23 protein-coding genes and 2 pseudogenes are annotated in these 26,297 nt (G+C 50.2%); 17 read left to right on the top strand and 8 right to left on the bottom strand.

What is annotated here, in order from left to right; translation table 11 throughout:
• Positions 1-18 precede the first annotated feature (18 nt).
• Complete coding sequence (locus CXB77_RS03805) at positions 19-687, bottom strand: lytic transglycosylase domain-containing protein (RefSeq protein WP_242445407.1); 669 nt, start codon at positions 685-687, stop codon at positions 19-21.
• Between the two features lie 255 nt (positions 688-942).
• On the opposite strand from CXB77_RS03805, the gene CXB77_RS03800 reads away from it, so the two are divergent.
• Positions 943-1,470: a DUF882 domain-containing protein gene (locus CXB77_RS03800; protein ID WP_105072846.1), complete on the top strand. Its 528-nt coding sequence runs from the start codon at positions 943-945 to the stop codon at positions 1,468-1,470.
• Positions 1,471-1,651: 181 nt separating this feature from the next.
• Here the strand turns inward: CXB77_RS03800 and CXB77_RS03795 are convergent, their stop codons facing one another.
• The 4 genes and pseudogenes from CXB77_RS03795 to CXB77_RS03785 all read right to left on the bottom strand — a co-directional run bounded on the left by CXB77_RS03795 (position 1,652) and on the right by CXB77_RS03785 (position 6,250).
• Complete coding sequence (locus CXB77_RS03795) at positions 1,652-2,902, bottom strand: ribonuclease catalytic domain-containing protein (RefSeq protein ID WP_242445406.1); 1,251 nt, start codon at positions 2,900-2,902, stop codon at positions 1,652-1,654.
• A gap of 70 nt (positions 2,903-2,972) precedes the next feature.
• A complete protein-coding gene (locus CXB77_RS21040; protein WP_242445405.1) occupies positions 2,973-3,374 on the bottom strand; it encodes a hypothetical protein in 402 nt (133 codons plus the stop codon).
• Positions 3,371-5,495 (bottom strand): annotated as a pseudogene (locus CXB77_RS22845) (ABC transporter ATP-binding protein). Before CXB77_RS22845 ends, CXB77_RS21040 begins: the two are co-directional and overlap by 4 nt.
• The gene (locus CXB77_RS03785) at positions 5,492-6,250 is read right to left on the bottom strand and encodes an RNA methyltransferase (protein ID WP_105072958.1); all 759 of its coding nucleotides are present in this window, start codon (positions 6,248-6,250) and stop codon (positions 5,492-5,494) included. The pseudogene CXB77_RS22845 and the gene CXB77_RS03785 overlap by 4 nt, the downstream one beginning before the upstream one ends.
• A gap of 72 nt (positions 6,251-6,322) precedes the next feature.
• Here CXB77_RS03785 and CXB77_RS03780 point away from each other — a divergent pair, with 72 nt between their 5' ends.
• Positions 6,323-7,171, top strand: coding sequence for an inositol monophosphatase family protein (locus CXB77_RS03780; protein ID WP_105072957.1), 849 nt, complete (start codon positions 6,323-6,325; stop codon positions 7,169-7,171).
• Positions 7,172-7,226: 55 nt separating this feature from the next.
• Here the strand turns inward: CXB77_RS03780 and CXB77_RS03775 are convergent, their stop codons facing one another.
• Complete coding sequence (locus CXB77_RS03775; protein ID WP_105072845.1) at positions 7,227-8,351, bottom strand: DUF5610 domain-containing protein; 1,125 nt, start codon at positions 8,349-8,351, stop codon at positions 7,227-7,229.
• 53 nt (positions 8,352-8,404) lie between these two features.
• Positions 8,405-8,635 carry a DUF2835 domain-containing protein gene (locus CXB77_RS03770; protein ID WP_105072844.1) on the bottom strand — a complete coding sequence of 77 codons (231 nt, stop codon included), beginning with the start codon at positions 8,633-8,635 and terminating at the stop codon, positions 8,405-8,407.
• A 131-nt stretch (positions 8,636-8,766) separates the two neighbouring features.
• On the opposite strand from CXB77_RS03770, the gene CXB77_RS03765 reads away from it, so the two are divergent.
• The 5 genes from CXB77_RS03765 (at position 8,767) to CXB77_RS03745 (ending at position 15,478) form a co-directional block, all read left to right on the top strand.
• Entirely contained in the window at positions 8,767-9,348 is a 582-nt protein-coding gene (locus CXB77_RS03765) for a hypothetical protein (protein WP_105072843.1), read from the top strand.
• Between the two features lie 30 nt (positions 9,349-9,378).
• Positions 9,379-11,025, top strand: coding sequence for an exodeoxyribonuclease V subunit alpha (recD, locus tag CXB77_RS03760; RefSeq protein ID WP_105072842.1), 1,647 nt, complete (start codon positions 9,379-9,381; stop codon positions 11,023-11,025).
• A gap of 91 nt (positions 11,026-11,116) precedes the next feature.
• Positions 11,117-11,620 carry an HAD-IB family hydrolase gene (locus CXB77_RS03755; protein WP_105072841.1) on the top strand — a complete coding sequence of 168 codons (504 nt, stop codon included), beginning with the start codon at positions 11,117-11,119 and terminating at the stop codon, positions 11,618-11,620.
• 128 nt (positions 11,621-11,748) lie between these two features.
• Positions 11,749-14,502 (top strand): XrtA/PEP-CTERM system TPR-repeat protein PrsT, encoded by a 2,754-nt coding sequence (prsT, locus tag CXB77_RS03750; protein WP_172452514.1) that lies wholly within the window; start codon positions 11,749-11,751, stop codon positions 14,500-14,502.
• Positions 14,459-15,478, top strand: coding sequence for a tetratricopeptide repeat protein (locus CXB77_RS03745; RefSeq protein ID WP_105072839.1), 1,020 nt, complete (start codon positions 14,459-14,461; stop codon positions 15,476-15,478). The genes prsT and CXB77_RS03745 overlap by 44 nt, the downstream gene beginning before the upstream one ends.
• A gap of 81 nt (positions 15,479-15,559) precedes the next feature.
• On the opposite strand, the gene CXB77_RS03740 is transcribed toward CXB77_RS03745, so the two are convergent.
• Positions 15,560-15,751, bottom strand: a complete 192-nt coding sequence (locus CXB77_RS03740) for a hypothetical protein (RefSeq protein WP_105072838.1) — start codon at positions 15,749-15,751, stop codon at positions 15,560-15,562.
• Positions 15,752-16,146: 395 nt separating this feature from the next.
• Here CXB77_RS03740 and CXB77_RS03735 point away from each other — a divergent pair.
• The 10 genes and pseudogenes from CXB77_RS03735 to CXB77_RS03700 form a co-directional block, all read left to right on the top strand.
• Positions 16,147-16,674, top strand: a pseudogene (locus tag CXB77_RS03735) (ExeA family protein); the annotation flags it as partial.
• Positions 16,674-17,891, top strand: a complete 1,218-nt coding sequence (locus CXB77_RS20210; protein WP_197710986.1) for an OmpA family protein — start codon at positions 16,674-16,676, stop codon at positions 17,889-17,891. The pseudogene CXB77_RS03735 and the gene CXB77_RS20210, both read left to right, overlap by 1 nt.
• Positions 17,892-17,916: 25 nt before the next feature.
• Positions 17,917-19,656, top strand: a complete 1,740-nt coding sequence (gene prsK / locus CXB77_RS03725; RefSeq protein WP_242445404.1) for an XrtA/PEP-CTERM system histidine kinase PrsK — start codon at positions 17,917-17,919, stop codon at positions 19,654-19,656.
• Positions 19,650-19,970: an ATP-binding protein gene (locus tag CXB77_RS21025; protein ID WP_242445403.1), complete on the top strand. Its 321-nt coding sequence runs from the start codon at positions 19,650-19,652 to the stop codon at positions 19,968-19,970. The genes prsK and CXB77_RS21025 overlap by 7 nt, the downstream gene beginning before the upstream one ends.
• 18 nt (positions 19,971-19,988) lie before the next feature.
• Positions 19,989-21,368 (top strand): PEP-CTERM-box response regulator transcription factor, encoded by a 1,380-nt coding sequence (gene prsR / locus CXB77_RS03720; RefSeq protein ID WP_172452513.1) that lies wholly within the window; start codon positions 19,989-19,991, stop codon positions 21,366-21,368.
• A gap of 26 nt (positions 21,369-21,394) precedes the next feature.
• Positions 21,395-22,042, top strand: a complete 648-nt coding sequence (locus tag CXB77_RS03715; protein WP_172452512.1) for an XrtA/PEP-CTERM system exopolysaccharide export protein — start codon at positions 21,395-21,397, stop codon at positions 22,040-22,042.
• Positions 22,043-22,102: 60 nt separating this feature from the next.
• Entirely contained in the window at positions 22,103-23,659 is a 1,557-nt protein-coding gene (locus tag CXB77_RS03710) for an XrtA system polysaccharide chain length determinant (RefSeq protein ID WP_105072835.1), read from the top strand.
• Positions 23,660-23,670: 11 nt separating this feature from the next.
• Entirely contained in the window at positions 23,671-24,291 is a 621-nt protein-coding gene (locus CXB77_RS21020; protein WP_242445402.1) for a hypothetical protein, read from the top strand.
• Between the two features lie 128 nt (positions 24,292-24,419).
• Positions 24,420-24,746 carry a hypothetical protein gene (locus CXB77_RS21015; RefSeq protein WP_242445401.1) on the top strand — a complete coding sequence of 109 codons (327 nt, stop codon included), beginning with the start codon at positions 24,420-24,422 and terminating at the stop codon, positions 24,744-24,746.
• Positions 24,747-24,764: 18 nt separating this feature from the next.
• Entirely contained in the window at positions 24,765-26,294 is a 1,530-nt protein-coding gene (locus CXB77_RS03700) for a TIGR03016 family PEP-CTERM system-associated outer membrane protein (protein WP_105072834.1), read from the top strand.
• Positions 26,295-26,297 lie beyond the last annotated feature (3 nt).

The raw sequence follows: 26,297 nt of genomic DNA, 5'->3' as shown, positions 1-26,297 counted from the left end.
GACACAAAAAAACCGCCGTCAACGAGCGGTTAATAAACTGCTTGGCTGCTCGGCACGAAAAAAATCTAACACCTTGCGCACATAATCTTGCGTTTCTGCATACGGCGGAATTTGCCGCCCATATTTAAGTACTGCGCCTTCACCAGCGTTATAACCCGCCAACGCCAACCGTAAATCCTGATCAAACATATTTAATAAATCCCGCAAATACGCAGCACCACCGCGCACATTTTCATGCGGATCAAAGCTATCAGAGACCTTATAACGCGCCGCCGTTCCGGGCATTAACTGCATCAATCCTTGCGCTCCAGCCGGTGATACCGCTGCTGGGTTATAACCCGATTCGGCGCGAATCACTGCGTGAATTAACCCCGGCGATAAACGATAACGTCGCGCATTTGCTAATACGACATTATGCACGGTCGCTCGGCGTTCAGTTTGATTGCCTGATAACGGGCGCGACGATTGGCGCTGCGGGCGCACACTCACAATCTGCGGCGCAGTGTCACGCACCAATTTATTTGCCTCACGATGCCATTCCAATTGATAGCGATTGCCTTTTAATGGCGTGTCAGTGAAATACACATTGCCCGACTGATCGACATATTTATAAACATCTGCGCCAGCAGGCAGCACCCAAAATGCTGCGCTCAATCCACTTAACATTGCCATGATGATCTTGCGCATCAAACTTCTCCTCAATTCAATAATAGCGATCAATAAAATCGCAGTTTACATTGCATTAAGTCAATTAACCTGAATAAAACCAGTCATACAGTCGTTACAATAAAGACATTAAGATGAAAGGCTTGGGTTTTTTATCTATTGTCAAGTCTCAACTGTGCACGAGAATCAACATCAGTAGAATGCACGATTGCTTTATCAGCACTTCCCCCTATAATCGCGCCCTTTGTAAACGTGACCAAATGTACCGGGGGGAACATGAATCGACGTTATTTTCTAGGTGCTTTATTGTCTGTCGCTGCCGCGCCTGCGCTAGCGAAATCAACCTTTGAACGTCCGCGCCAATTGTCTTTTCACCATCTGCATTCCGATGAACGCATCAGCGTGGTGTATCGCATCGGCGATTATTACCAACGCGATGCGCTGCAACGGCTCAACGTCTTTCTGCGCGATTACCGCACCGGCGATGTCATGCCCATCGACCCGCAGCTTTACGACCTGCTTTACGATGTCAAAAGTCATCTCGGCGATCCCGATGCGCGGTTTGAAGTGGTGAGCGCGTATCGTTCGCCCCAAACCAACGCCATGCTGCGCAACATGTCCGATGGCGTTGCCCGCAATAGTTTCCATCTGCGCGGGCAGGCGATGGATGTGCGCTTTCCAGACTTATCACTGCGTCATCTCCGCGACGCAGCATTGAATCTCAATCGTGGCGGTGTCGGTTATTACCCGCGCTCCGATTTTGTTCATCTCGACACCGGCAGCGTTCGGCACTGGAGTGCTTGATCTGGATTGAAGTGGCTGCGCTCCAGCCGTGATGCGATTTGCGGCGCAACCACTTCAACTCAGCACTCGAAAATTCACTGTTAAATCCGCAACATCAACTTCGCTCACGGCGAGCCGCAACACCTGATTCAGCGCCATGTCCTCACGCAGGCGGAGGCGCGTTTCCAACGCCAGCGCGGAATTAAACCACCGCTCTGCGTTCTTCCAAACCGACCACCACGCCTTCACCGCGCCAGTCAGGATTCGCCTGTAAATACAGCAATTTCCAATGTTGATTGGAAAACCGCTCGCTGCGCCGAATTGCCACTGTTGCCATATCCGCCTCACTACAGCGTTCCATAATCTGCCGCGCAGAAAGTGGTTCCTGTCCGTTCAACCAAGCGCGAAGTTGTTGATGTACCAGCAAATCTGAATAACGGCGCAGCGGACTGGTGGCGCGAGTGTATAGCGCCAGCCCAGAACCGGCGTGTGGCTCTGGTTCAATCGACAAGCGCGTCGGTTTGAAATAACGCCGTCGCGCAAACATGCCCGCTAAATCAGTCGCTTCCACGCCGCCATCGGGCGCGAGCTGGGTCGCAAACGGAATGGGCAGCGCCAGCTCAACACAGCGTCGCGCCACTGCTGCGCCAGCCATCAACATCGCATCCATCACCAGCCCCCGACTGGCGAGTTTTGACAGTGGACGAATGCAAATCTCGTCGTCGATCACTCGAATACTGACATCCGGCAGTTCCAAATTGGTCGCGCCAGCCGCTGTTCGCTGCGCTCGAAACTGCTGCGTCAGTGCCAACATTTCCGCAAATGGCGATTCATGCAGCCGCAATTCCGCAGCTTCATAACTCACGCGCTCCACCCGCACCCAACTGCGGCAAATCTCGATGTCGCTGATTTCGTTCTGCGCGTCGCAGTGAAATCCGAATGACAACGCAGGCGAAATCGGTTGCAGTCCCAATCCGAGTTGTTCGGTCACGACGGCTGGCAGCATGTTGATCACGCCTTCTGGCAAATACAGATTGCTGCCACGCGCTCGCGCCTCACGGTCAATGTCGCTATCGGGCGGAACCAGTGCTGCGACATCGGCGACATGCACCCACAGCCGTTCGCCGTCCATGCTGATCGCATCATCCGGGTCCTGATTGCCTTCGTCATCAATGGCATAGGCAGCAAGATGCCTGAGATCAACGCGCTCTTCGTCTGGCAATGGCGGCACTGGCAACGCTGGATCGCTCAATTGCACACCGCTGCGCAGCGGATGCGGATTGTGACGCGGCTGCCAATAACCGACCTTGAGCAACATTCGCTGGGCACCACTCGGCGTTTGCGCATATTTCAGCGTCGCCAACACGCGACTGTGTTCGATTTGTCCCAGCGCCATCCGCTCCACTTCAGCCAGTCGCGGCGCATCTTCCGCGCTCGGTTGCGCCGCAATCATCCGCGTTATAAAAGCGTGCCAATCGCGGTCGGCAGCAGCTTTGGCATCACGTTCTGCCGCTCACGTTCGATCAATTCACGGTGCGGACTTCAATTGCTTGCGGGCGACCGATGAAATGCAGCCCTTTCGTCACCCGTTGCCACGTTGCCCACGCTGTCGCTGGCGTAAATGCGTTAAACGCCAATTCTGTCAATTCCTGCAACGTAGTTTCAGTGCCTTCGAGCAATTCCCATGCCGCTTTAAATTCGCCAGTTTGTGGCTCCAGTTCCGCGAGACTGCGCAGCGGACCGGGATGCAGCAGTTCGACATCTTTGGGGCGAACGCGCTTGCAGCCGCCACTGAGTTCGATTTCGATCTTGTCGCCGAGGCTCACCACTCGCGCTGGGCGACTTTTATAGAGCACGAGACTATCGACGGGAGGATTGGCTTGATGTGTCAACAAAGCGGGAATTTCCTGTGGTGTAGTGGTCAAGATGAGACGTTGGCGCGAAAACACCGCACCTGTCGCCCAGCGCCGAATCGCTGAATTTCAGGATAGGCGCGAGCGCAGTCGGGCACGGCGTGGGGCAACGCGGATGAAAATGACAACCAGACGGTGGCTGGCGCGGTGATGGCATTTCGCCGTCAAGCCGAATAATCGTGCGCCGCTGCGCTGGGTCAATCACCGGCACTGCCGAGAGCAATGCTCGCGTGTACGGATGACGCGGATCAGTGAGCAATCGGCGACTGCGCCCTGTTCGACGATGCGCCCCAAATACATCACCGCACCGCGTCGGCAAGATAGGCAACCACCGATAAATTGTGCGTGATGAACAGATACGCCAGCCCCAGCCGCTCCTGCAAATCCTTCAATAAATTGAGAATTGCGCCTGCACCGAAACATCGAGCGCACTGGTCGGCTCGTCGCAAATCAGAATGCGCGGCTCCACCGCCAGCGCCCGCGCAATACAAATGCGCTGGCGCTGCCCACCGGAAAACTCGTGCGGATAACGGTTGGCGGCAGCGGGATCAAGCCCGACCAGCGTCAATAATTCGGCGATGCGGCGCTCGCGGTCGGCACGACGCGGCGCATGCCCAGCGCCAGCAACCCTTCGCCAATCACATCGCCAATCAGCAGACGCGGATTCATCGCTGCGAACGGGTCTTGAAAAATAATCTGCATTTCTTTGCGCAATGGGCGCAATTGCCGCTGCGTCAGTGCGCTCAAATCCTGCTCGCCGTAGCAAATCGTGCCGCCGGTCGGCGCGAGCAGTTGCAAAATTGCCTTGCCAACTGTGGTTTTTCCGCAACCAGATTCGCCAACCAGCGCCAGCGTTTGCCCAGCTGCGAGCGCGAGCGTCACGCCGTCCACCGCTTTGATCTGCCCAACGGTGCGTCGCAGCAAACCGCGCTGAATCGGAAAATGCACTTGTAAATCGGTCAGTTGCAGCAACGGCGCTGGCGCTGAAATTGCCGACGAGTCACTGCCAACTCCCAACTGCTGACCGTCAACTGTTGACTGCGCACTGTCAACAAAATGACATCGCGCTCCATGTTCTGCGTTGCGCATTTGCCACGGCGGTGGCGTGGTGTGACAGATTTCCTGCACTTCTGCGCAGCGATCCGCAAACCGGCAGCCGGTGAAATCGGTATCCAGCGGCGGCACTCGACCGGGAATCATCGCCAATCGGCGCTCGCGCTGCGCGGCGCTCGGCAAACTTTCCAGCAAGCGGCGACTGTACGGATGCGCGGGCGCAGCGAAAAACTCCGCAACTGGCGCGGTTTCGATGATTTGCCCGGCGTACATCACGGCAAGCCGATCCGCCGTTTCTGCGACCACGCCGAGATCGTGGGTAATCAGCAGCAGCGCCATGCCGGTATCGCGCTGCAACGTTTTTAGCAGCCGCAACACCTGCGCTTGAATCGTGACATCAAGTGCGGTCGTCGGTTCGTCAGCAATCAGCAGTTGCGGATTGCCCGCCAACGCCAGCGCAATCATCACGCGCTGTTTCATTCCGCCAGAAAGTTGATGCGGATAATCGTGCAGACGCAGCGCCGGATCGGGAATACCGACTGCTTGCAAGAGGTCAATCACTTGCGTTTCAAATCCCCCCCTGCCCCCCTTTGCTAAAGGGGGGAGAAAAAGCCCCTCTTTGGAAAATCCCTCCTGCCCCTTTTGAAAAAGTGAGAGAAAAGAAGAAGCCCCCCTTTGCAAAAGGGGGGTTGGGGGGGATTTCTGTAAAAGGGTGGTTGGGGATTTAAGCGCCTCAGCAATCTGCGCTCCAACTGTCAACACTGGATTGAGCGCGGTTTGCGGTTCCTGAAAAATCATCGCCATTTGACTGCCGCGCACGCCGCGCATCTCGGCTTCGGTCAAGCGCAATAAATCCATTCCGCCCAGCCGCACTGCGCCCGCCACAATCTGCGCCGCTGGCGGCAACAGCCGCATTAAAGACAATGCAGTCAACGATTTACCGCAGCCAGATTCGCCGACCAGCGCCAGCGTTTCGCCTGCGTTGACCGTCAAATCAATGCCCGCAACCACCCGCAACGGGGCGCTGGCGCTGCCGATGTCGGTGGTTAAGCCCTCAATCTGGAGCAGCGGCGCAGTCATGGCGTGGGCTGGCGCGGCAATTTGCGCCCCTGTGCGGCGGTCAAAATCCCGCGCAAGATGTTGATTTCAGTGCGATCTGGGCTGGCGCGATAAAACAGACGGCGCAGCCGCCGCATCAGTTTGTGCGACTGCGCGGGATCGCCGTAGCCGATAACGCCGAGCGTTTGCGCCAGATGTCCGTGAAAACTCTCCATTTCGTCGGCAGTCGCTAAATCACGTGGTGAATCAGTTAGTTGCGCACCATGCGCGGCGCGAGCAGTGCGGCGCAGTTCATATGCCAACACTTGCACCGCTGCTGCGAGATTGAGCGAGCTGAAATCGGGATTGGTCGGGATATGCACCAGCGCCTGACACCGCGCCAGCTCGACATTGGATAAACCAGAACTCTCACGTCCGAACACCAGCGCCACGTCACCATGCGCGGCTTCGGCGAGCAGTTGCTGGGCACAGTCGGGCGGTTCGAGCAGCGGCCATTCGACAGTACGCAGGCGGGCACTGGCACCAATCACCATCCGACAACCCAGCAGCGCGTCGGGCAGCGTGGCATGAATCCCAGCGCGTTCGAGCAAATCATCTGCGCCGGAAGCTCGCGCCAGCGCCTCGGCATCAATGGCGTGTTTGGGCGCGACCAATTCCAGCCGCGCCAGCCCCATCGTTTTCATTGCCCTCGCCACTGCGCCGATGTTGCCGGAGTGACTGGTTTCGACCAGCACGATGCGGATGCGTGCCAGTGCTGTGGTTATTTCGTCTATCATGTTTCGCAAATCATCACAAATTGCGCGGTATTGGCTCAATGATACCGCGACTGCTACGGACTCCCGTCAATGATGCACCCAAGTTTGAACATCGCCATCCGCGCTGCTCGCAGCGCCGGCAAATTGCTCATGCGCTACTCAGATCGCCTCGAGCAGATTCAAGTCGAATCGAAAAGTCGCAACGATTTTGTCAGTGAAATGGATCGCGCAGCCGAAGCGACCATTATTCAAGAATTGCGCAATCGTTTTCCCGATCACGCCATTCTCGCTGAAGAAAGCGGCGAACAAGGCGGCAATAGCGATTATCAATGGATTATTGATCCGCTTGATGGCACCACCAATTATTTACACGGCTTTCCGCAATTCTCAATTTCAATTGCCTTGAAACACAAAGGGCAATTGGAATGCGGCGTGGTTTACGATCCATCGCGTGAAGAATTATTTACGGCTGCTCGCGGTCAAGGTGCGCAATTAAATGATCGCAAATTGCGCGTCGCAACACGCCCGTCATTGGAAGGCGCGTTAATTGGCACGGGTTTTCCATTCCGCGATCAACGCCATATCGACGCTTATTTAGGCATGTTCAAAGCAATGACATTGGCAACTGCGGGCATTCGTCGCCCCGGCTCGGCGGCATTGGATTTGGCCTATGTCGCTGCTGGGCGCACCGATGGCTTTTGGGAATTGGGTTTATCAGCGTGGGATTGCGCAGCTGGCGCACTATTGATTTTAGAAGCAGGTGGAACGATCACTGATTTTGCAGGCAGCAATCGTTTTCTCGAAACTGGGAATATGGTCGCTGGCAACATTCGTATTCATCGCGCCATGTTAGAATTGATTACGCCACATTTAACCGATGGATTGCGGCGTAACATTCGATTTGCAATCGCAGTTCTCGCAATGAACAACACGATTGATTGAGTTGGCAGTTGACAGCAGAAAATACGCTAATTACCGAAAACTGCCAACTAATAACTTACTTCATTGCTTCCGGGCTGATACCGAGCAATCGCGCCAAATTGTTTTGATAATTAGCTTGTTGATCGCTAGAAGCAGTTTGGAAGCGATAATCTTGTTGCACCAAACCTTGCATGATTTGATTCACCGCAGCGCGGGCTTGATCGAGAAAATCTAATGCCGGTTGCTTGGCACTATCACTCAATTCACGGGCGAGCTTTCCAATCGTCTGCCCAGCAGGATTATTCAATTGCTGCGTTTGCTGATACTGCGCTACAGCACTAGTTTGTTCACTGCGACTCAAACGCAAACGCATTGATGATAATTGCGCATCATCAAACGCGATATTCGGCGCCTGCGCAAATGCCTGTTGCACATCGCCATTAAAAAACTGATTGGCAACCTGCCCCACATCACGCACCAAGTTTTGAATCGCGTCGATTTCTTCCGTACTCAAATTGCCCTCCACTTTGAATTGATAACCCGTACTTTCACTGCGATTCACGTCAAGTACTGCGGCTTGATTATTCGTGCCATCGGTTGAAATCCCCAAACTGGCTTGCGCATCCAGCGCCCGATTAAAACTGATTTTCACCGTATCGCCGTCTTTAGTTTGCAGCGTCAATTGGAAATCTTCGGCTTTTTGATAGCGTTGCGCGGCTGCGACGCTGGTGCTATTCATAGCAGTGAATGATGCCGATGAATTGCTCGGCGACAACTTGCGCAATGCCGCAAAAGTCTGGTCTTCAGTCGCCTGCACTTGCTCGCCAATGCTGCCATTAAGCAAATCGAGATTCTTCAAAATCTCTTTCGCATCCTTAAAACCTTTTTCCGCACCGCTCATTGCACTGTCATATAGCGATTGCACTTCAGCATCCGATTTGCCCTGCGCCCGTGCATTATTCAAACCACGCGCCACGAATTGACTAATCCGCTCGGCAATTTTATCCGGCGTGTAATCCTGCGCATTGAGCTTTTGCAGCGCGTTGACATTCATGCCGGGGATTTCTCGCGCCAGCGCATCCTGTACTCGCGCCAGTGCTTGTGCTGATTGACTGAAATGAGCGCGTTCATTCGCCGGCTTGTTGAACGCGTTGGTCGCTGCCTGAGCGACGGATTGAGGTGTTGATTGCAGAGTAAGCATGACAGACTCCGAAAGGTTAAAAGCGTGGTTATATTTTATCGGCTGTAATGATGTTAGCTTGAGGATTGCACTCGTTCCAACGCGATCATTCGATGCTGCGCATCAGCGGTCAGACAGAAATCGCCGTGCACACCGTCAGCGGTAATAAAACGGCGCAAATGCGCAGCAGGCAATGATAGATTTAACCCTGCGTGAGTTTTCACCACGACGCTGCTCGCTTTTCCCTGATAATAGCGTTGATATTGTGCTGCGGTAATTGCCAAACGAAAATAAAAACGGTGCATGGTGCTCTCCTATCATTCAAAGCGGTTACTTTATCAATTCATTACTTCCGTAACATCATGCTGCTTGTCGCCAATTGCGCAATGCGGTAAAACGTCGCCATTGTTCATTACGCCATGATCTTCATTCATCAATGACCATTCCAATTTCAGATGCGATTGCGCCCAGCGCCAGCGTGTTAAAACACCTGCATCGCTGGGCAAATGTTGGCGCGTTGCGCGTGATTGATGTCGTGCTGGCGGAATTCATTCTCGAACAACAGCCGAATACTCGTCCGCTGGTGTTGCTGGCAGTGGCGCTTGTCAGTGAGCGCAACGGGCGCGGTCATGTCTGTCTTGATCTTGCCGAAGCGCAGCAACAACCGTTATTACATGTCATCGCTGCGGAATTGGGCGCAGTGTTTGGCGCATTCACGGTGGCGAAGTGGTTGCGCGAACTCAGTGCCAGCGCCGCAGTGTGGGATTGTGTTCATGGAGCACCGGATGATGGTGCAACGCCGCTGGTGTTGGCGGGAACGCTGGCGCAGCCACTGTTGTATTTGCGACGCTATTGGCGCGACGAGCAGCGGATTATTCACGGCATCAACGCTCGCGTGCAGCAGGCGTTGCCGGTCGCGGAATTGGCGTTGCAGCAGTTGCTGGAGGCACTGTTTCCAGAAGAAAAATCCCCCCCAACCCCCCTTTTTCTAAGGGGGGAGAATGCGAGCTTTCCTTAGCAAATGAGAATGACACTCCCCCTTTAGTAAATGAAACCCCTTTTAGCAAAGGACAACATAAGCCCCCCTTTAGCAAAGGGGGGTTGGGGGGATTTGCCTTGGGAAAAAATCGCCTGCGCCCTCGCTGCTCGCAGTGCTTTTGCCATCATCACCGGCGGTCCCGGCACGGGCAAAACAACGACCGTCGTGCGTTTGCTGGCGCTGTTGCAAGGTTTGACGTTTGATGCCAAACAGCCGCCGTTGCGCATTCGGCTGGCAGCGCCGACCGGTAAAGCCGCAGCACGGTTGAATGCTTCCATCGCCGGACGAATTGCCGATTTGCCCCTCGCCGCACTTGCCAACGGCGAACAGATTCGCGCCGCCATTCCGACGAGCGTGACGACGCTGCATCGCTTATTGGAGCCGCTGCCGCACAGTCGGCATTTCCGTTATCACGCCGGAAATCCGTTGCCGGTAGATTTGGTTGTGGTCGATGAAGCGTCGATGGTGGACGTCGAAATGATGGCGCGATTACTAGAAGCGCTGCGCCCGGAAGCGCGGTTGATTCTGCTCGGTGACAAAGATCAGCTCGCATCGGTGGAAGCGGGCGCAGTGCTCGGCGATTTATGTGCGGGCGCAGCAGCGGCACATTACACGCCCGCCACTGGCGACTGGTTGCAGCGTGTCACCGGCGCAACGTTGCCAAATAAATACATTGACCCAGCAGGACTGGCGCTGGCGCAGGTGACGGTGATGCTGCGCCACAGTTATCGTTTTCGTGCGGATGGCGGCATCGGGGCGCTGGCTGCGGTGGTGAATGCCGAACCAACTACGTCAGAACAACTTGATCCAACTCAACGCTTTAACGCAGCGTTGCAGTTATTTCCAGAAAAATCATCATCCATTGCGCAGCAACCGAACGCAGCGAAACAGCTCACTGCGATTCAACTACCAAACACGCAAGCCAATGAATTTATTGATCTCGTGTGCGACGGTTATCGCGGCTATCTCGCTGCAATGCACGACGACGATCCGGGCGATAATGCCGCGCCGACTGCGATTGATGCGTGGGCGCACACCGTGTTGGCAGCACAGGCGGAGTTTCAATTGCTGGCAGTCTTACGCGAAGGCATCTGGGGCGTCACCGGCTTAAATCAGCACATCGTCACCTTGCTACAACAGAAAGGACTGTTGCGGATCGAAAATGCCACAGGCACTCCATCACAATGGTTTGCCGGGCGTCCGGTGTTGGTCACACGCAACGATGCGAATTTGCAACTGATGAACGGCGACATTGGCATCACGCTTGCCGTGCCGGTACGCAATGCCGAACCACCGCATCTGACGCGGCGCGTGTTGCGGGTCGCTTTTCCGCGCAGTGACGGCAGCAACGGCATTCGCTGGGTGTTGCCGAGTCGGTTGCAAGCGGTAGAAACCGTGTTTGCGATGACGGTGCACAAAGCGCAGGGATCGGAGTTCACGCACACGGCGCTGGTGCTGCCAGATGCAGTGAATCCGGTGCTCACGCAGGAACTGATTTACACTGCAATTACCCGCTCAAAACAACGCTTTACGTTGTTGTATACGCAATCATCAGTGCTGGGTGAAGCCTTATGCCGGCGCGTGGTGCGCAGCAGCGGAATTGCTAATTCTTTGAAGCGATTGAACATTTCAACTGAGAACGCCGCTAATGTCTGATGCTGTAAAACCAGTGCTTGCGCCTTCGATTTCGACGGAACGATAGTTTCACGATACTTTTTTGCCATTTTTATTCCGCGCTTGCGGGAAAATGCGCGTGGCAGCGGCACTGGCGCGATTGAGCGGAGAAGCAATGCGCGTGGGTTTGCGGCGCTCCAATCGGGATCAATTCAAACAGCGCCTGTTGATGCAGTTGTTAGCCGGCGACTCTGTAGCGCGTTTGCAACAAATTGGCGCAGAACACGCTGCGCAAGTGCTCGCCACACAATTGCGACCGGCAGCGCTGGCGCGGATTGCGTGGCATCGTGAGCGCGGTCATCAATTGATTATGGTGAGTGCCTCATTAGATTTTTATTTAGAAAAAATCGCCGCAGTATTGGGATTTAATCAATTGCTGTGCACGCGTGTTGCCGCAATTGATGATCGGTGTATCGGAGGAATTATTGGAATGAATTGTCGCGGTGCAGAAAAGGTGCGTCAATTGCAATTCTTATGCGGTGATTTAACGAATTCGGTGCTTTATGCTTATGGCGATTCAGCGGGCGATCAAGAATTATTGGCGGCAGCGGATTTTCCGCATTACCGCCCATTTTAAAAGTGTCATCATCGCATCGTTAAGAAATTGAGCATCACAATCCAGCCAGTGGAATACTGGCATCTCTGTTTTTGCGGGCGCACGACATAATTTTATTCACCGGCAAGATGTTTATGGAGTGGAAATCAATGATTAAAAAATCAATAGAAACATTGCGTTACGGAGTCATCGCGGTCGCGTTGACCACACTGATCAGCGGCTGTAGCGCCGAAGAATCACTCGGTCAACAATTGGCACGCGGTGAAGCAGCGTTAATGCACGGCGAGCTGAAAACTGCACTCATCGAATTGAAAAATGTGTTGCAGAAAGATTCGCAAAATCAACGCGCTCGCTTGTTGCTGGGACAGGCATATTTGCAGGCTGGTGATGCAGCAGCGGCCGAACAAGAATTACAAAAAGCGCAGAAGTTGGGCGCTAAAGACACCGAGTTACAACCTTGGTTGATGCAGGCATGGTTGCAGCAGGGCAAGCTCGATCAGGTGACGGCGTTGGCGATACCGGAAACCATCGCGCCACCATTACGGGCGCAACTGTTGGCGATTCAAGCTGATGCGTTGCAGAGTGGAAATAACCTCGCTGGTGCACAAGAAAAGGCAGCATTGGCGTTGAAAGTTGATCCTGAAGCGGTCGCGGCGCGGTTGGTGCTGGCGCGACTGCGGGCTGCGACCAATCAATTTGATGCAGCGCGGCAATTGGTGAATGAGGCGCTGCAACGTCAACCACAAAATGCGGCTGCGCTCAATTTACTCGGTGACATCGAACGCGCAGCGGGGCAATGGGCAGCAGCCGATGCCGCGTATACCAAAGCCATCGCCGATCCCATTGTCGGACGACAGGCGCACCTCAACCGGGCGATAGTGCGTATTCAAGCCAATCAACTTGACGCTGCTGCGCAGGACATCGCGCAATTGCGCCAGCAACTCAAAAAAAATCCGCAATTGGATTACGTTGAAGGTTTGCTGCTTTACACCAAAAAGGATTACGCCCAAGCCATTGAATACTTGCAAGCTGCACTCGGTGCTGCGCCGGATTTCTTGCCCGCATTGACGTTGGCGGGTGCGACACGGCTGGCGCTGGGCGAACCGGCATTGGCGCGGATTCATTTGGAGCGAGCAAGTGCAGCGCAACCTGATGATCAAACCATCCGTCGTTTATTAGCCACTGCATTGTTGCAGCAGGGCGAAACCAAAGAAGCCGAACGCTTGGCGCGGTCGATTTTGCAACGCCAACCAAACGATACGGCGACGATGGATTTGCTTGCGAATACGTTGATGGTTCAGGGTAAACGCAATGAAAGCATCAGCTATCTGCGCCAAGTGAAAGCTGAAATGCCGGATTCCGCCGCAGCCAATGCGCGACTGGGTGCGGCGTTGCTCAGTGACGGCGATGCACAGGAAGGACTGCGGGCTTTGCAAGCGGCACTCAATCAAGACCCGACTTTCCAAGGCGCAGCCGAACAGTTGGTGCTCGGTGCGATCAGCAGCAATAAATTGGATCAGGCGCTGGAAGCTGCCAAGGCGTATCAAACCCGCGAGCCGGGTTCAGCGCGAGCGCAGACGCTGCTTGGCATGGTGTATCTCCAGCGCAAAGAACTGGACGCAGCAAGCAAAGCGTTCAATAAAGCACTCGAACTTGACCCCGGCGATTTGACCGCAAGCGGCGCGTTGGCGGCGCTGGCGTTACAAAATAAGAATCTCGATCAAGCCAAAGGCTATTTGACCGCCAGCCTCAAACATCATCCCGACAGTGCGCAGTTGCTCATCATGCTGGCCAAAATCGCGCTGGCACAAAATGACGCAGTTGCGGCAAAGACGTATTTGGACACGGCGCAGCAACGCAATCCCAAGGCATTGGAACCGCAAATTTATCTCACTGCGTACTATTTGCAGCGCGGCGAACCAGCGCAAGCGATTGAAATCGTAAATAAAGCGTTGTTGGCATTTCCGAAAAATGCTGCATTGCTGGGCGTGTTAGCCGATGCGCAAGTGGCATCACGACAGTTCACGGTGGCGCAGACGACCTTGAATACCTTGCGCAGTCTGACTCCTGATGAACCGAAGATTCACGTTGCGCAGGGTATCGTCGCGGCGGGCTTGGGTGATCTCGCGCAGGCCAAACGTGAATTGGAACAGGCGCTGGCGCTTGATCCCAAATTTGCACCAGCAATCAACTTATTGGCGCGATTGGCGATTGCGGAAAAGAACGTTGCTGTCGCCCAGCGGCGGTTGCAGGAGCTGAAAAATCAACTCGGCAGTTCCAATCCCGATGTGTTGTTGTTGGAAGGACAATTGGCGCAATTAACCGGCAATTCGAGTGCGGCGAATGATGCGTTTCAAGAATTGATGACGGTGAAAGGCACGAGTTTTGACAGCGATCCGGCGTTGTGGGGCGCAGCAGAACAATTGGTGCTCGGTCATCTGCGCAATAAGCAACCGGAAGCGGCGGTGCAAGCGGCATTGGATTTGTGCCAGCGCCAGCCCAAATCAGCACGGGCGCAATTGCTGCTGGGGCTGTTGTATTTGCAGGATAAAAAAATTGATGACGCGACACGGGCGCTGCGCAAGACGCTCGAATTGGAGCCCGGCAATGTTGGCGCAGCCAATGGCTTGGCTGCAATTGCGCTGCAAACCAAGGATTTCGCTGGCGCTAAGACGTTTTACGAAAATAGTTTGAAGCGCAATCCGCGCAACGTGGAGCTGTTGGTGAATTTGGCGCGGCTGGCGCTGATGCAGAATGATCCGCCAGCGGCTGAGAATTACCTCGAACGGGCAGCCGAACTGAATCCGCAATTGTTGCAGCCGAAGCTGTATCTCGCGGCTTATCACCTCAAACAGGGCAATGCCGAGCAAGCATGGCGCGTGTTATCGGCAGCCCAGCGATAATCCGAATGATGTCAATCTGTTAGGTTTGATGGCGGAATCTGAGCTGGCGCTGCAACGCTACGCCGAGGCGAAACAGACATTGCAGCAGCTCGCCACGCTGACACCGAAAGATCCCAAAGTGTTGGTTGCCACTGCGCAGGCAGAACTGGGTTTGGAGCAGCCGGATGCGGCGAAAAAGGCGCTGGAGCGGGCGCTGGAAATGGATTCCAAATCGACTGCGGCATTGATCGGTTTGACACGTTTAGCGATTGCGCAGAAGTCGCCGACGCAGGCGCAGGTGCGGCTTGATGCACTTTCCACCTTGGTTGGCGCAGAAAATGCGGATGTGCTGCTGTTAACCGGCAATCTCGCGGAAAGCAAAAATGATTGGCGGTCGGCGCGAACTGCGTATCAAAAATTGTTCGACCAAACGCCTTCAACGGTCAGCTTGATTTGGCTCACGCGGGCGCTGGCGAAACTGGACGATGTGGCCGGTGCACGGCGACTGATGACGGAATGGGTGGCGCAGCATCCCAAAGATGGACTGGTGCATTTCCAACTGGCGCAGGTGGAGATGACTGCGGGGCACAATGATCAAGCAATCACGCATTTTCAACGCACTTTGGAGACCAATCCGAAAAATGCGGTGGCGATGAATAATTTAGCGTGGCTGCTGCAAGATCGTGATCCGGCGCAGGCGTTGAAATATGCCCAGCAAGCCTTCGCTGCTGCGCCTAAATCGGCAGAAATTGTGGACACGCTGGCGATGGTGTTGTTGCGCAACGGACAAATCCGCGACGCGCTGCGCACCATTGATAAGGCGTTAGCACTCAGCGCCGATAATGGCAGTCTGTTGTTTCATAAGGCGCAAATTCTGCAAAAGAGCGGTGATCGGGCGCAGGCGCAGCAGGTGCTAGAAACGGCATTGCAATCAACGCAGACGTTTGCGGAGCGGTCTGAAGCAGAAGCGTTGCTGAAATTATTGCGCGGAAATTAAGCGGCTGGTCGTACAGTAGACAAAAGAAAACCGGAGCGTTAATGCTCCGGTTTTTTCAGTTCAACCAAAAAGATAGAAAATTTAACCCATGAAGCTGGCTTGACTGCCGTACTGCCGCAGACAGGTTTGCAACAGGCAGCGGTAAACATTCGCCAACACTTTTTCGCGGAAAGTTGCCGGATTGCTCAGGAGGCTTAATTCCTGTTCGTAGTAATCAATGCGGTCTTGAATAGCGAGCTGATGAATGTCGATCTGAGTGGCAGCGTGATTCATGTGATGTCCCCATAGTATCTGCAATTTATGGTGCGATTGTGTGTGAGAAGATGGTGATATTCCTAACTTGCGCATCATCGTTGGAGCGCGGTTGATTCATCAAACCATCTCGTGCGGTGCAGACTACAAAAAGGAGTCGGCAGTTATTGTGAACCAATCGACAAATTTGCAGCTCATCAAGCAACCTGAGACTGCATCGAAATCAGGTTGCATCTGTCACCATTACGTGTCGAATTGATCCTAAAAAAAGTCTGGTAATTTATTATGTACGAACGTTTTTATGGTTTGAATGCTGATCCTTTCCGGTTAAGTCCAGACCACCGTTTTTGCTTTAATCACGATAACTTCGCCAAAGCCAAAGCCTATATTGATTATGCGCTCCATCGCGCGAGGGCTTTGTAATGATTACCGGCAGACCGGGTACGGGCAAAACGACACTGGTGCACGATTTGCTCGACCGTCTCACTGGACAAGATGTCAAGGTCGCCACGCTGATGAGCACTCGACTCGGTGCAGAAGATTTGTTGCGGATGACTGCTTATGCTTTCGGACTGGATACGCGAGCGCAAAATAAAGCGATGGTGTTGCAGGGTCTGCTCGATTTCCTCAGTCAGCAATATCAGTATGGCAAACGCTCGCTGTTAATCATTGATGAATCACAAGATTTATCCGCTGCCGCACTCGAAGAATTGCGGCTGTTGACTAATTTGCAACACGCTGGACAACCGCTGCTGCAAATCGTGCTCATCGGTCAGGAATCGCTGCGCGATCTGGTGCGCAGTCGAGAATTAGAACAGCTTCATCAGCGTTTGCTTGCCGCATGGCATTTGGAAGCGTTGAGTCCGCAAGAACTCATTGGCTACATTCAACACCGTTTAATTAAAGCGGCTGGCGCGGCGATCCCGAAATTAAACCCGGCGTGATGGAGGCGATTTATCGTTTCAGCGGCGGCGTTCCGCGCATGATTAATCTCGTCAGCAGTCGTTTGTTATTACACAGTTTTATTGAAGAAGCGCACGTCGTCACGCTTGCCGATGTTGAATTCGTGCTCGGCGAACTGCGTCAAGAAGAATTAACGCCGCAGCAATTCGTCGCGGATAACGAAGCGCCCGCAGAACCCAGTGCGAGCGAACTCGCAGCAGCAAAAGTGGATTGGGCACAAATTGACTGCGGTCTGTCTGCCGCAATGCTGCCACCAGTCAAAACTGCGCCTGCGCCATTCGTCTCCACACCGCCACCGCCCGCAGCGCGACGCGACGATTCACCGCCTCCGCCGAAAAATCCGTTTCACGATGAAGCTCCGCACTGGGAAGCACCACCTGCTGCGCCAGCCCGCGTTGCGACCAACAATGCACCGTCAGAATCGTTGGCATCCGCGCAGTTGTTATTGGCAAAACATTGGCGGCTGGCGCTGTTATTCAGCCTGATTTTATTTGGCGCAGGCGCAGCGTTGTATTTGCGCCAGTTTGTTGCGTGGCGTCCGCTGCTTGACCATGCACAACAATGGATTAGCTCTAGCACAACGACGCTGTTGACCTATTTGGACGCTCCGCCAGCGCCAGCATTCACGCCGGTTATTCCAGAAACGCCGCCGCCAGTCATTACTCCCGCACCTGCTCCGCCGCTACAAACTGCGCCACCCGCACCTGTTGTATTGCTGCCACCAGCGCCAGAAGAAACCAACGCCGAATCTACGAGAACGATTGGTACTATTGATCCCGTTGCGCCAGCCATTGCAGCGCCACCAGCTTTTGCCAGCACGACTGAAACGGATTTATCTGCTGCCGAACCCAGCGCCGCACCGCCACCACCATTAACCGTTTCCGTGTCGTTTGCCCGCAACAGCACCATTGTTGAAAAACAGTTTTTTGCTCCACTCGCGGAGGTTGTAGCACGATTGACGCAGTTCCCAACTGCTCGCGGCACGATCACCGGTTATTCGGATCGCTACGGAAACGCTGCGTATAACTTGGAATTATCGCGGCGACGCGCCAATGCTGTGGCGGATTATCTGGTTGCGCAGGGCATCACCCGAGCGCGACTCGATGTCAGTGGACTGGGACCGCGTGATCAACCAGACACGAGCGCAGATACAACGGGTCGCGTGGTGGAATTGACCGTTAACGCGCCGACGCTCTAATTTATACAAGACGGTAATTCTAGCAATGAGCATTGGATTCTTCAGTTATTTCATTGCGTTGCTGGCGTATTTGCTGCTGACGTTATTACTGGTCACGGCCTGGCGCGGGCGATTGATGGGATTGATCGCAGTGCTGGCAACGGGCACAACAGCGGTTTGGGCAACAGTCAATATGCTGGTATTCGTTGGAGTACCAATACCGACGCTTTTATTAATGCTCACCGAGTTGGCGCGGACGGCAAGTTGGCTATTGTTTTTGGTACACATTTTAATTCCTGATCTTCAATGCAGCAGCAGTCGTTATTGGCTGAGTATGGTGTGGTGGTTAATTGGCGGAAGTGCGCTGTTAATGCTGGTGCTACCAATAGCACTGAGGTTGCTCAATCAGCCACCGCTGCCTGCTAACATCCTATTTCTGTTATGGACACTGCTGGCAATTATTGGCGTGTTATTAATTGAACAGGTATTTCGCAATCGAAAACCGCAACAGCGCGGGGAAATTAAACATCTATGTTTAGGACTCGGCGCAATTTTTATTTACGACCTGTTTTTTTACGCTGATGCACTGTTGATGCAACAACTTGATGCGCAATTATGGGAAGCGCGAGGTCTTGTGAATGCGCTAATTGTGCCTTTAATTACCGTATCCGCAGCACGCAATCCGAGTTGGTCGCTAGAAGTACATGTTTCGCGCCATGTCGTTTTTCATTCCGCAACCCTGACTGCCGCAGGAATTTATTTAATGGCAATGGCGGCGGCTGGTTATTACATCCGCTATTTTGGTGGCACTTGGGGCGCACTGCTGCAAATTACCTTTTTATTCGCAGCAGGAACTTTATTAGTGTTATTGCTGTTTTCAGTGCAATTACGTGCTCGACTGCGCGTATTGGTTAATCGCCATTTTTTCAGTCTTAAATATGATTATCGAGAAGAATGGCTGCGCTTTACCGAAGCATTATCACGTCCGGGCGTTAATGTTCCAGAAGCAGTCGTGACCGCACTCGGTGCAATTGTGAATAGTGGCGGCGGAATGCTGTGGGTTGGCAACGAACAGGGCGCATTCGTATTGGTAGAACGAATTAACATACCACCAATTGATACGCTAATGCAGCCAAGCAATCATCCAATGGTGCAGTTTATGATTCGTCGCGGCTGGATTATTGATCTCGCAGAATATCGCAGCCAGCCTGATTTTTATGATGGATTTGAATCACCAAGCTGGTTGGAGCAATTACCGGAAGCATGGTTAATTATTCCGCTATTTTTCCGCGAACAAGTCGGCGGTTTTGTGGTATTGATGAATGCCGATCCGGTGCAATCCCTGAATTGGGAAGACCGCTCTTTACTGAAAACTGCCGCACATCAAGCGGCGAGTTACGTTGCTCAATATCGGCTTGATCAAGCATTAATGCGGGCGCGACAATTTGAAGCCTTTAGCCAACTTTCAGCATACGTCGCACATGATTTGAAAAATTTGTTAGCGCAGCAATCGCTACTGCTTTCCAATGCAGAAAAGCACAAGCATAATCCGGCATTTGTTGAAGATATGATTACCACTATTAAAAGTTCGGTAGATCGAATGCAACGGCTTATGGCGCAATTACGCAGCGGTATTCGCGGTGCACCGCCAAGCAGTGTCATACTCGATGAAGTGATTGCAGAAGTAATTGCTATTCATACTAAACGCGATCCCAAACCACAATTCACGACCCACTGCGCGGGCTACAAATCAATGCAGATCGAGAGCGATTATGTACGGTGTTAAGTCATTTAATTCAAAACGCTCAGGATGCAACGCCGCCAGAGGGTGAATTACAGATTCGACTACAACAAGAAGGTAGCAATGCAATTATTGAAATAGAAGACACTGGCACAGGAATGTCACCAGAATTTGTGCGCGAGCGCCTTTTTCGCCCATTTGATTCAACAAAAGGATTAACAGGCATGGGCATCGGGGCATTTGAAAGCCTTGAATTTGTGCGCTCACTTGGTGGTGATTTGAATGTACAAACTGAATTGGCACAGGGGACGTTAATTCGTGTGATATTACCCAATGCGCTCAAGTTATCAGCAATTTAATAGCACACTGAGAAATCTATGAAAAAAAAATTGCTTAAACCGCTATTAGTTGTTGAAGACGATCCGGGGTTGCAAAGTCAATTGCGCTGGTGTTTTGACGGCTTTGAAGTGCAGATTGCGGGTAATCGCACTGAAGCAATGATCTTGATGCGCCGCTTTCGTCCTCGTGTCGTAACACTTGATTTAGGATTACCACCCGATCCCGGTGGTGTGACTGAAGGATTAGCGACATTGACCGAGATTCTTCAATTTGCACCAGAAACCAAAGTAATTATGGTCACGGGTAATGATGATCGCCGCAATGCAGTCGCTGCTATTGGTCTTGGCGCCTATGATTTTTATCTCAAACCCATTGATGCCGAAGTATTGACACTGGTGGTAGAGCGAGCGCATCGTTTATCAGAATTGGAGTCAGAAAATCGTCATTTACAACAACAAATTCGAGGTGATTTGCCATTGCGCGGTGTTATTGCCGCCAGTCCGCAAATGTTAAAAGTGTGTCAAACCGTTGAAAAAGTTGCGGGAACTAACGCTAGCGTTCTTATTCTTGGCGAAAGTGGTACTGGCAAAGAACTTTTTGCACGCGCATTGCATGAAATGAGTCAATATGCGCAGGGAGCATTAGTTGCAATCAATTGTGCAGCAATTCCAGAAAATTTACTGGAAAGCGAACTATTTGGCTATGAAAAAGGCGCATTTACTGGCGCGTCCAAACAGACTCGTGGCAAAATTGAATACGCTGACAGCGGCACATTATTTTTAGATGAAATTGGCGATTTACCGTTATCATTACAAGCAAAATTATTACGTTTTCTTCAAGAACGTGTTATTGAACGTGTCGGTGGACGCGAAACTATCGCTGTGGATTTGCGTATCATTTGCGCCACGCATCAAAATCTACAGGCGCGGATTAGTGAAGGATTGTTTCGTGAAGATTTGTTTTATCGCATTAGCGAAATCACCATTACCCTTCCGCCATTGCGTGAGCGAGAAGGTGACGCGATTTTACTTGCTAAGGCATTTTTGAATAAATTTAACGAAGAGCTGGGTAAATCGCTAAGAGGTTTTACTAAAGATGCAATTGAAGAGATTGAAAAATACCATTGGCCTGGCAATGTGCGCGAAATTGAAAGCCGTGTAAAACGGGCAGCAATTATGGCGGAAGGGCAGCACATTACAATTTCTGATCTTGATTTGAATCTTGTGGATGATGAGATACAGTCTGCACCTGCAACCTTACAAGAAGCGCGATTACGTGCAGAATCGCAAGTTATTCGTCGTGCTTTGATTCAATTTGATGGAAATATCTCACTCGCTGCAAAAGAACTGGGTGTTACACGCCCTACGCTTTACGGTCTACTTGAAAAGTATCATCTTAAAGCAGTTTCCAAAGAGTGATGACTGATGCAATTTAGGAGCGTACTTTGAACACTCATTTTTTATTCAAAAAAAGCCTTAGCTTTTTGTTGATTTCTTCACTTTTAGTGATAACAAGTTGCTCATTTATTAAGAAAAAAGCATTACCACCAGTACCGCCAGAACAACGCGAAACAACTGTACAAGACGGCTATTTTTATCAAATTGCACCGGGCGATACAGTGAATATCTTTGTTTGGGGATTAGCAGAATTATCAGGCAGCGTTCCAGTGCGTCCTGATGGTATGTTAACAACGCCTCTTATTGAAGACATGCAGGCCAGCGGCAAAACACCATCACAGTTGGCACGAGACCTTGAAAAACAATTTGCAACTTATGTGCGTTCGCCGATTGTAACGGTCATTGTTAATGGTTTTGTTGGTTTGCCAACGCAGCAAGTGCGTATTATTGGCGAAGCATTAAAGCCAGCTGCTGTGCCTTTTCGTAAACACATGACAATCCTTGATCTAATGATTGAAGTTGGCGGTCTTACCGAATTTGCATCTGGAAACAAATCAGTATTGGTGCGTTATCAAAACGGCAAACAACAACAATACTCAGTACGACTGGACGATTTGATTCGTCATGGTGATATTTTGCAAAATGTCAGCCTCTTACCCGGCGATATTTTAATTATTCCAGAAGCATGGTTTTAGGATAACTTAACAAAATTAAGTTGCCTTTAATCTCCTAGTCATCTTTGTAAGTGACTTATTATGCATGAAGTTTTAGCACAGATTTTAGGTTATGCCCGTGGCATGTGGCGTCATCGCTGGCTGGCGCTAATTGCTGCATGGTTAGTAGCGATTGGTGGTTGGATTTTCGTTGCAAAAATACCCGATCAGTTTGGTGCTTCAGCACGAGTTTTTGTCGATACTAATAGTGTATTGCGCCCGCTCTTACAAGGTTTAACTGTTCAACCTGATTTAGTGCAGCGTGTTTCTTTAATGAGCAAGATGTTACTGAGTAGACCAAATTTAGAAAAAGTTGTTGCTATGAGTGATCTTGATCTTACGAGTGGTAGCGAGCAAGATAAAGAGAAACTTATTTCAGATTTAAGCACAAAAATTCGTATTATGGGTGATCGCGCGAATCCTTCACTGTATTCAGTTTCTTTTGAACATCGCAATCCTGAAAGTGCAAAAAAAGCTGTGCAGTCGCTTGTTTCTATTTTTATTGATGAAGCCCTTGTTGGCGATCAACGTGCATCAACCACAGCAAAGGATTTTTTAGATCAAGAAATTGATGAATATGAATCAAGATTAAAACAATCTGAACAACAACTTGCTGATTTTCAGCGTAAATATGCAGGAGTGTTATCAGCCGATCAAGGCGGATATTACAAAAATTTAGAAGCTGCGAAGGCAGGGCTAAAAGATTCTGAATTAGCGTTACGCGAAGCAAACTGGCGACGTGATGAATTGAGCTTTCAACTTGAATCACAAGACCAAGCATTCATTTCTAATATCGATAGCACTTCGGATCAACAAATTGAAGACCCACGTGTTATGGCATTGCAAAACAAACTCGACGATTTGTTGCTGCGTTATACAGAAAAACATCCTGATATTATTGAGCTGCGGCGGCAAATTGCAGAAAGTCAAATGCGTAACAAACAAAGAGCCATTGCCAGTCGTAATAATCAGGACTCAGGGAATGTACAGGCTGATACGGTTTACGGCAGTTTGAAAGTCGCACTGAGTGAAGCTGACACACAAATCGCCGCAATGAAAGCACGCGTCGAAGATTATGGAAAAAGAGTAGCGGAGCTTGAAAGTCAGATTGATAGCATTCCACGAATTGAAGCAGAATTAAAACAACTCACTCGTAATTACACAACTGTTGCTGAACAACATAAAGCAATGCTCCAACGTCGTGAAACAGCACGGCTTTCAACACAGGTTGAAAAAACATCGGAAGGGGTCAAATTTCGTGTTATTGACCCACCATTTGCCCCATTAAAACCGACAGCACCTAATCGTTTAATCCTTTCTGGTGGCGTGTTATTGCTCGCAATTGGTGTCGGTCTAGTATTAGCCCTAATAATGGATTTGCTACGCCCTGTTTTTGATGATCGCAATCAACTTTATCATATCACTGGTTTACCCGTACTCGGTACTGTCGCATTGGTTCGTAACTACAATGACAAACGTAGAGAGCATTTAATGCTCATTCCATTCATTACAATGAGCATTGGATTGATTATAGCGTTTGCTTTTGTTGTTTTTGGTTTGCCAATTTTGCGTGAATTGATACCGCAAATTCTAAAATAGGTAAAATACTTGTGAGCACCATTGAAAAAGCACTTGCTAAATTCGCACAGCAAGAACCATTATCTGCGGAATCTAACACGTCGCTTCAGATACAAAATGCTGCTGCGGATACCACCATTGTTGCTGATCAAAAGCAACTTTTGGCAGATGATACTATTATTCAAAATCACCTTTTAAATGATGCGCTTGTTGAAATATCAACAACTGAGAAAAATACTCCACTAGAAGATATATCAATTGATCCAACGCAAATTCATCAAGATAATTGGAATAGTAATGCTTTACTGCAAGCGGACGGCTCGCAAACACAGATTCATCGACTTGCTTTTGATCAACTGCGACAAATTGGTGTCTTAACGCCAGATGCTAAACGCTCACCTTTAGCTGAAGAATACCGTTTAATTAAAAGACCGCTGCTCATCAATGTTGATAAAAAAGGTGCAGATATTGTTGAAAATGCCAATCTTATAATGATTACCAGTGCATTACCTGGAGAAGGCAAAACGTTTACTGCTATTAATTTAGCAATGAGCATAGCAATGGAGCAGGATCGAACAGTTTTATTGGTTGATGGTGACGTTGCTAAACCCGCAGCGGCTAAACGATTAGGTTTAAAAGCCAACCAAGGTTAATTGATCTACTTGCTGGTTCACATTTATCAGTTGCTGATGTTTTAGTGCGCACTAATGTACCAAATATGCGAATAATGACAGCAGGAAGACACCATGAACGCGCAACTGAACTACTTGCGAGTGAACGAATGCTCAGTGTCATGGATGAGCTTTCTTCTCGCTATCGAGATCGTATTGTCATTTTTGATTCACCGCCATTACTGCTTGCAAGTGAGAGCGCAGTTCTTGCTGAAATGATGGGACAAATTGTTCTCGTTATTGCTGCGGAACACACTGTACAACATGCCGTTATTGATGCGTTAACACGACTTGGACAAAACAAAATTAAAGGATTGGTTTTAAACAAATATCGTCCCAGTCTTGGTAATCGCTATGGCACTGGATACGGATACGGTTATGGATACAATTATGGCGAAAATCCATCATCTGATGATAAATACAAATCTGTTAAGTAGTATTCAAGGTAAGAAAAAATGTTATTGCTAAAAAAATTGACTAAAACTCGATTTTTGGCAGCAATGCTGTCTTACGTTTTGATTCTATTTGTAAGTTCTACTTTGGCGGCAGATTGGAAAGTATCTAAGCAAATGAGCACACAAGTAATTTATAGCGACAACCTACAACTTAATAATACACAAATCATTACTACTAGTGATAAAAAAAGTGAAAGTGATTTTTTTGTTGATGTGACGCCTGGTTTGGTTGTTACTGGTAAAGGTCGGCGCATTAATCTTGACTTTGCTTATTCACCTCAATACATTCGTTACCTATCAAATAGTTCAAACGATACATTTAATCATCGATTACAGGCAAATATGCAATCAGAGCTGTATGAAGAGCACATTTTTTTTGATCTAACTGCTACAGCACAGCAAGAAGTTATAGATTCTCTTGCTCCTTCTAGTGGCGATGCCATCAATCCTACTGGTAATACGCAAACAACCTATACTTATCGAATCGCTCCGAGTTACAAAAATCGTTTCGGGCGTTTTGTGAATCTGGGCATTAATTTTGAAACCAATGGCGTTTTTTATTCCGATCAAGGTGGTGATAGCATTGGCTATCTCAGTCAAATTGAATTATCAAATGGCTCTGCTCTAAATGCGTTAATATGGGAAATTAATGCTGAAAATGAACGAGTTGAATTTACACAAAATAACGGAACTGAAAATACGCTAATTACAGAGAAGCCAACAACAGAAACAAATGACATAAGCACTTCTCTTGGTTATAAATTTAGTGAACGTTGGCAATTGATGACGCGATTTGGTTATGAAAAAAATAACTATGTTGCATTAAATGAAAATAACAGCGAACACTGGCAATTTTCAGGTACATGGACACCAACAACGCGAACAACGCTTCAATTAGGGATGGGCTATCGTTATTTTGGCTGGTCACCAATTTTGGAATTAAATCATCGTCATAAACATTCGGCATGGACTGTAAGTTTTTCTCGAGATATTTCCAGTGCGCGAAACGAACGTTTGCAAAATAATGTGTACGCCTTTAAAGATGCTTTTGGCGAAACAGTTATTCCTGATACAGGTGACCAATTAGTGGTTCGTCCTAATACAGCAATACCAACATCTGCTACTTTTATCAGCAGTCACTTTCAAACCAGTTACGCATTTCAAATGCGGCGCAATACACTTGGAACAACCATCCGCTATACACTACGCGAATATGAAGAGGCAGGACAAAATGACGAAACTTTTGGTGCAAGCCTGTTTTGGACACGTAAACTAACAGGATTAACAAGTAGCCATTTAGCATTGAGTTGGGATCAAAATAAGCGTGATGCGGGTATTAATTTTATTCAGCCAACGCTCATTGCTCAATCAACGTTAACGAATGAAGTGACTAACTTTACAGTTGATGCAGGATTAAGCCGTCAGTTATCTGCACATACTAATTTAGATTTGCAATATCGTTTTCTTGATAGCGATAAATACACTGAAAACCGTGTGACACTTGGATTACGTATGACGTGGTCAAATTAGTTC

The organism is Chromatium okenii (genome assembly GCF_002958735.1).
GTDB classification, from domain to species: Bacteria; Pseudomonadota; Gammaproteobacteria; order Chromatiales; family Chromatiaceae; genus Chromatium; species Chromatium okenii_A.
This window is presented reverse-complemented; position numbering and strand designations above follow the sequence as displayed.

Excerpts from the sequence above, each read along its gene's own strand:
- CXB77_RS03805 (WP_242445407.1), bottom strand. The coding sequence starts at position 687 with ATGCGCAAGATCATCATGGCAATGTTAAGTGGATTGAGCGCAGCATTT.
- CXB77_RS03785 (WP_105072958.1), bottom strand. The coding sequence starts at position 6,250 with ATGATAGACGAAATAACCACAGCACTGGCACGCATCCGCATCGTGCTG.
- CXB77_RS03765 (WP_105072843.1), top strand. The coding sequence starts at position 8,767 with ATGACCATTCCAATTTCAGATGCGATTGCGCCCAGCGCCAGCGTGTTA.
- prsT (WP_172452514.1), top strand. The coding sequence starts at position 11,749 with ATGATTAAAAAATCAATAGAAACATTGCGTTACGGAGTCATCGCGGTC.
- CXB77_RS21015 (WP_242445401.1), top strand. The coding sequence starts at position 24,420 with ATGCTCAGTGTCATGGATGAGCTTTCTTCTCGCTATCGAGATCGTATT.
- CXB77_RS03755 (WP_105072841.1), top strand. The coding sequence starts at position 11,117 with ATGCGCGTGGCAGCGGCACTGGCGCGATTGAGCGGAGAAGCAATGCGC.
- CXB77_RS03795 (WP_242445406.1), bottom strand. The coding sequence starts at position 2,902 with ATGATTGCGGCGCAACCGAGCGCGGAAGATGCGCCGCGACTGGCTGAA.
- CXB77_RS03740 (WP_105072838.1), bottom strand. The coding sequence starts at position 15,751 with ATGAATCACGCTGCCACTCAGATCGACATTCATCAGCTCGCTATTCAA.
- CXB77_RS03800 (WP_105072846.1), top strand. The coding sequence starts at position 943 with ATGAATCGACGTTATTTTCTAGGTGCTTTATTGTCTGTCGCTGCCGCG.
- CXB77_RS03780 (WP_105072957.1), top strand. The coding sequence starts at position 6,323 with ATGCACCCAAGTTTGAACATCGCCATCCGCGCTGCTCGCAGCGCCGGC.
- CXB77_RS03710 (WP_105072835.1), top strand. The coding sequence starts at position 22,103 with ATGCATGAAGTTTTAGCACAGATTTTAGGTTATGCCCGTGGCATGTGG.
- prsK (WP_242445404.1), top strand. The coding sequence starts at position 17,917 with ATGAGCATTGGATTCTTCAGTTATTTCATTGCGTTGCTGGCGTATTTG.
- CXB77_RS03775 (WP_105072845.1), bottom strand. The coding sequence starts at position 8,351 with ATGCTTACTCTGCAATCAACACCTCAATCCGTCGCTCAGGCAGCGACC.
- CXB77_RS03770 (WP_105072844.1), bottom strand. The coding sequence starts at position 8,635 with ATGCACCGTTTTTATTTTCGTTTGGCAATTACCGCAGCACAATATCAA.
- prsR (WP_172452513.1), top strand. The coding sequence starts at position 19,989 with ATGAAAAAAAAATTGCTTAAACCGCTATTAGTTGTTGAAGACGATCCG.
- CXB77_RS03700 (WP_105072834.1), top strand. The coding sequence starts at position 24,765 with ATGTTATTGCTAAAAAAATTGACTAAAACTCGATTTTTGGCAGCAATG.
- CXB77_RS03745 (WP_105072839.1), top strand. The coding sequence starts at position 14,459 with ATGCCGAGCAAGCATGGCGCGTGTTATCGGCAGCCCAGCGATAATCCG.
- CXB77_RS20210 (WP_197710986.1), top strand. The coding sequence starts at position 16,674 with ATGGAGGCGATTTATCGTTTCAGCGGCGGCGTTCCGCGCATGATTAAT.
- recD (WP_105072842.1), top strand. The coding sequence starts at position 9,379 with ATGAAACCCCTTTTAGCAAAGGACAACATAAGCCCCCCTTTAGCAAAG.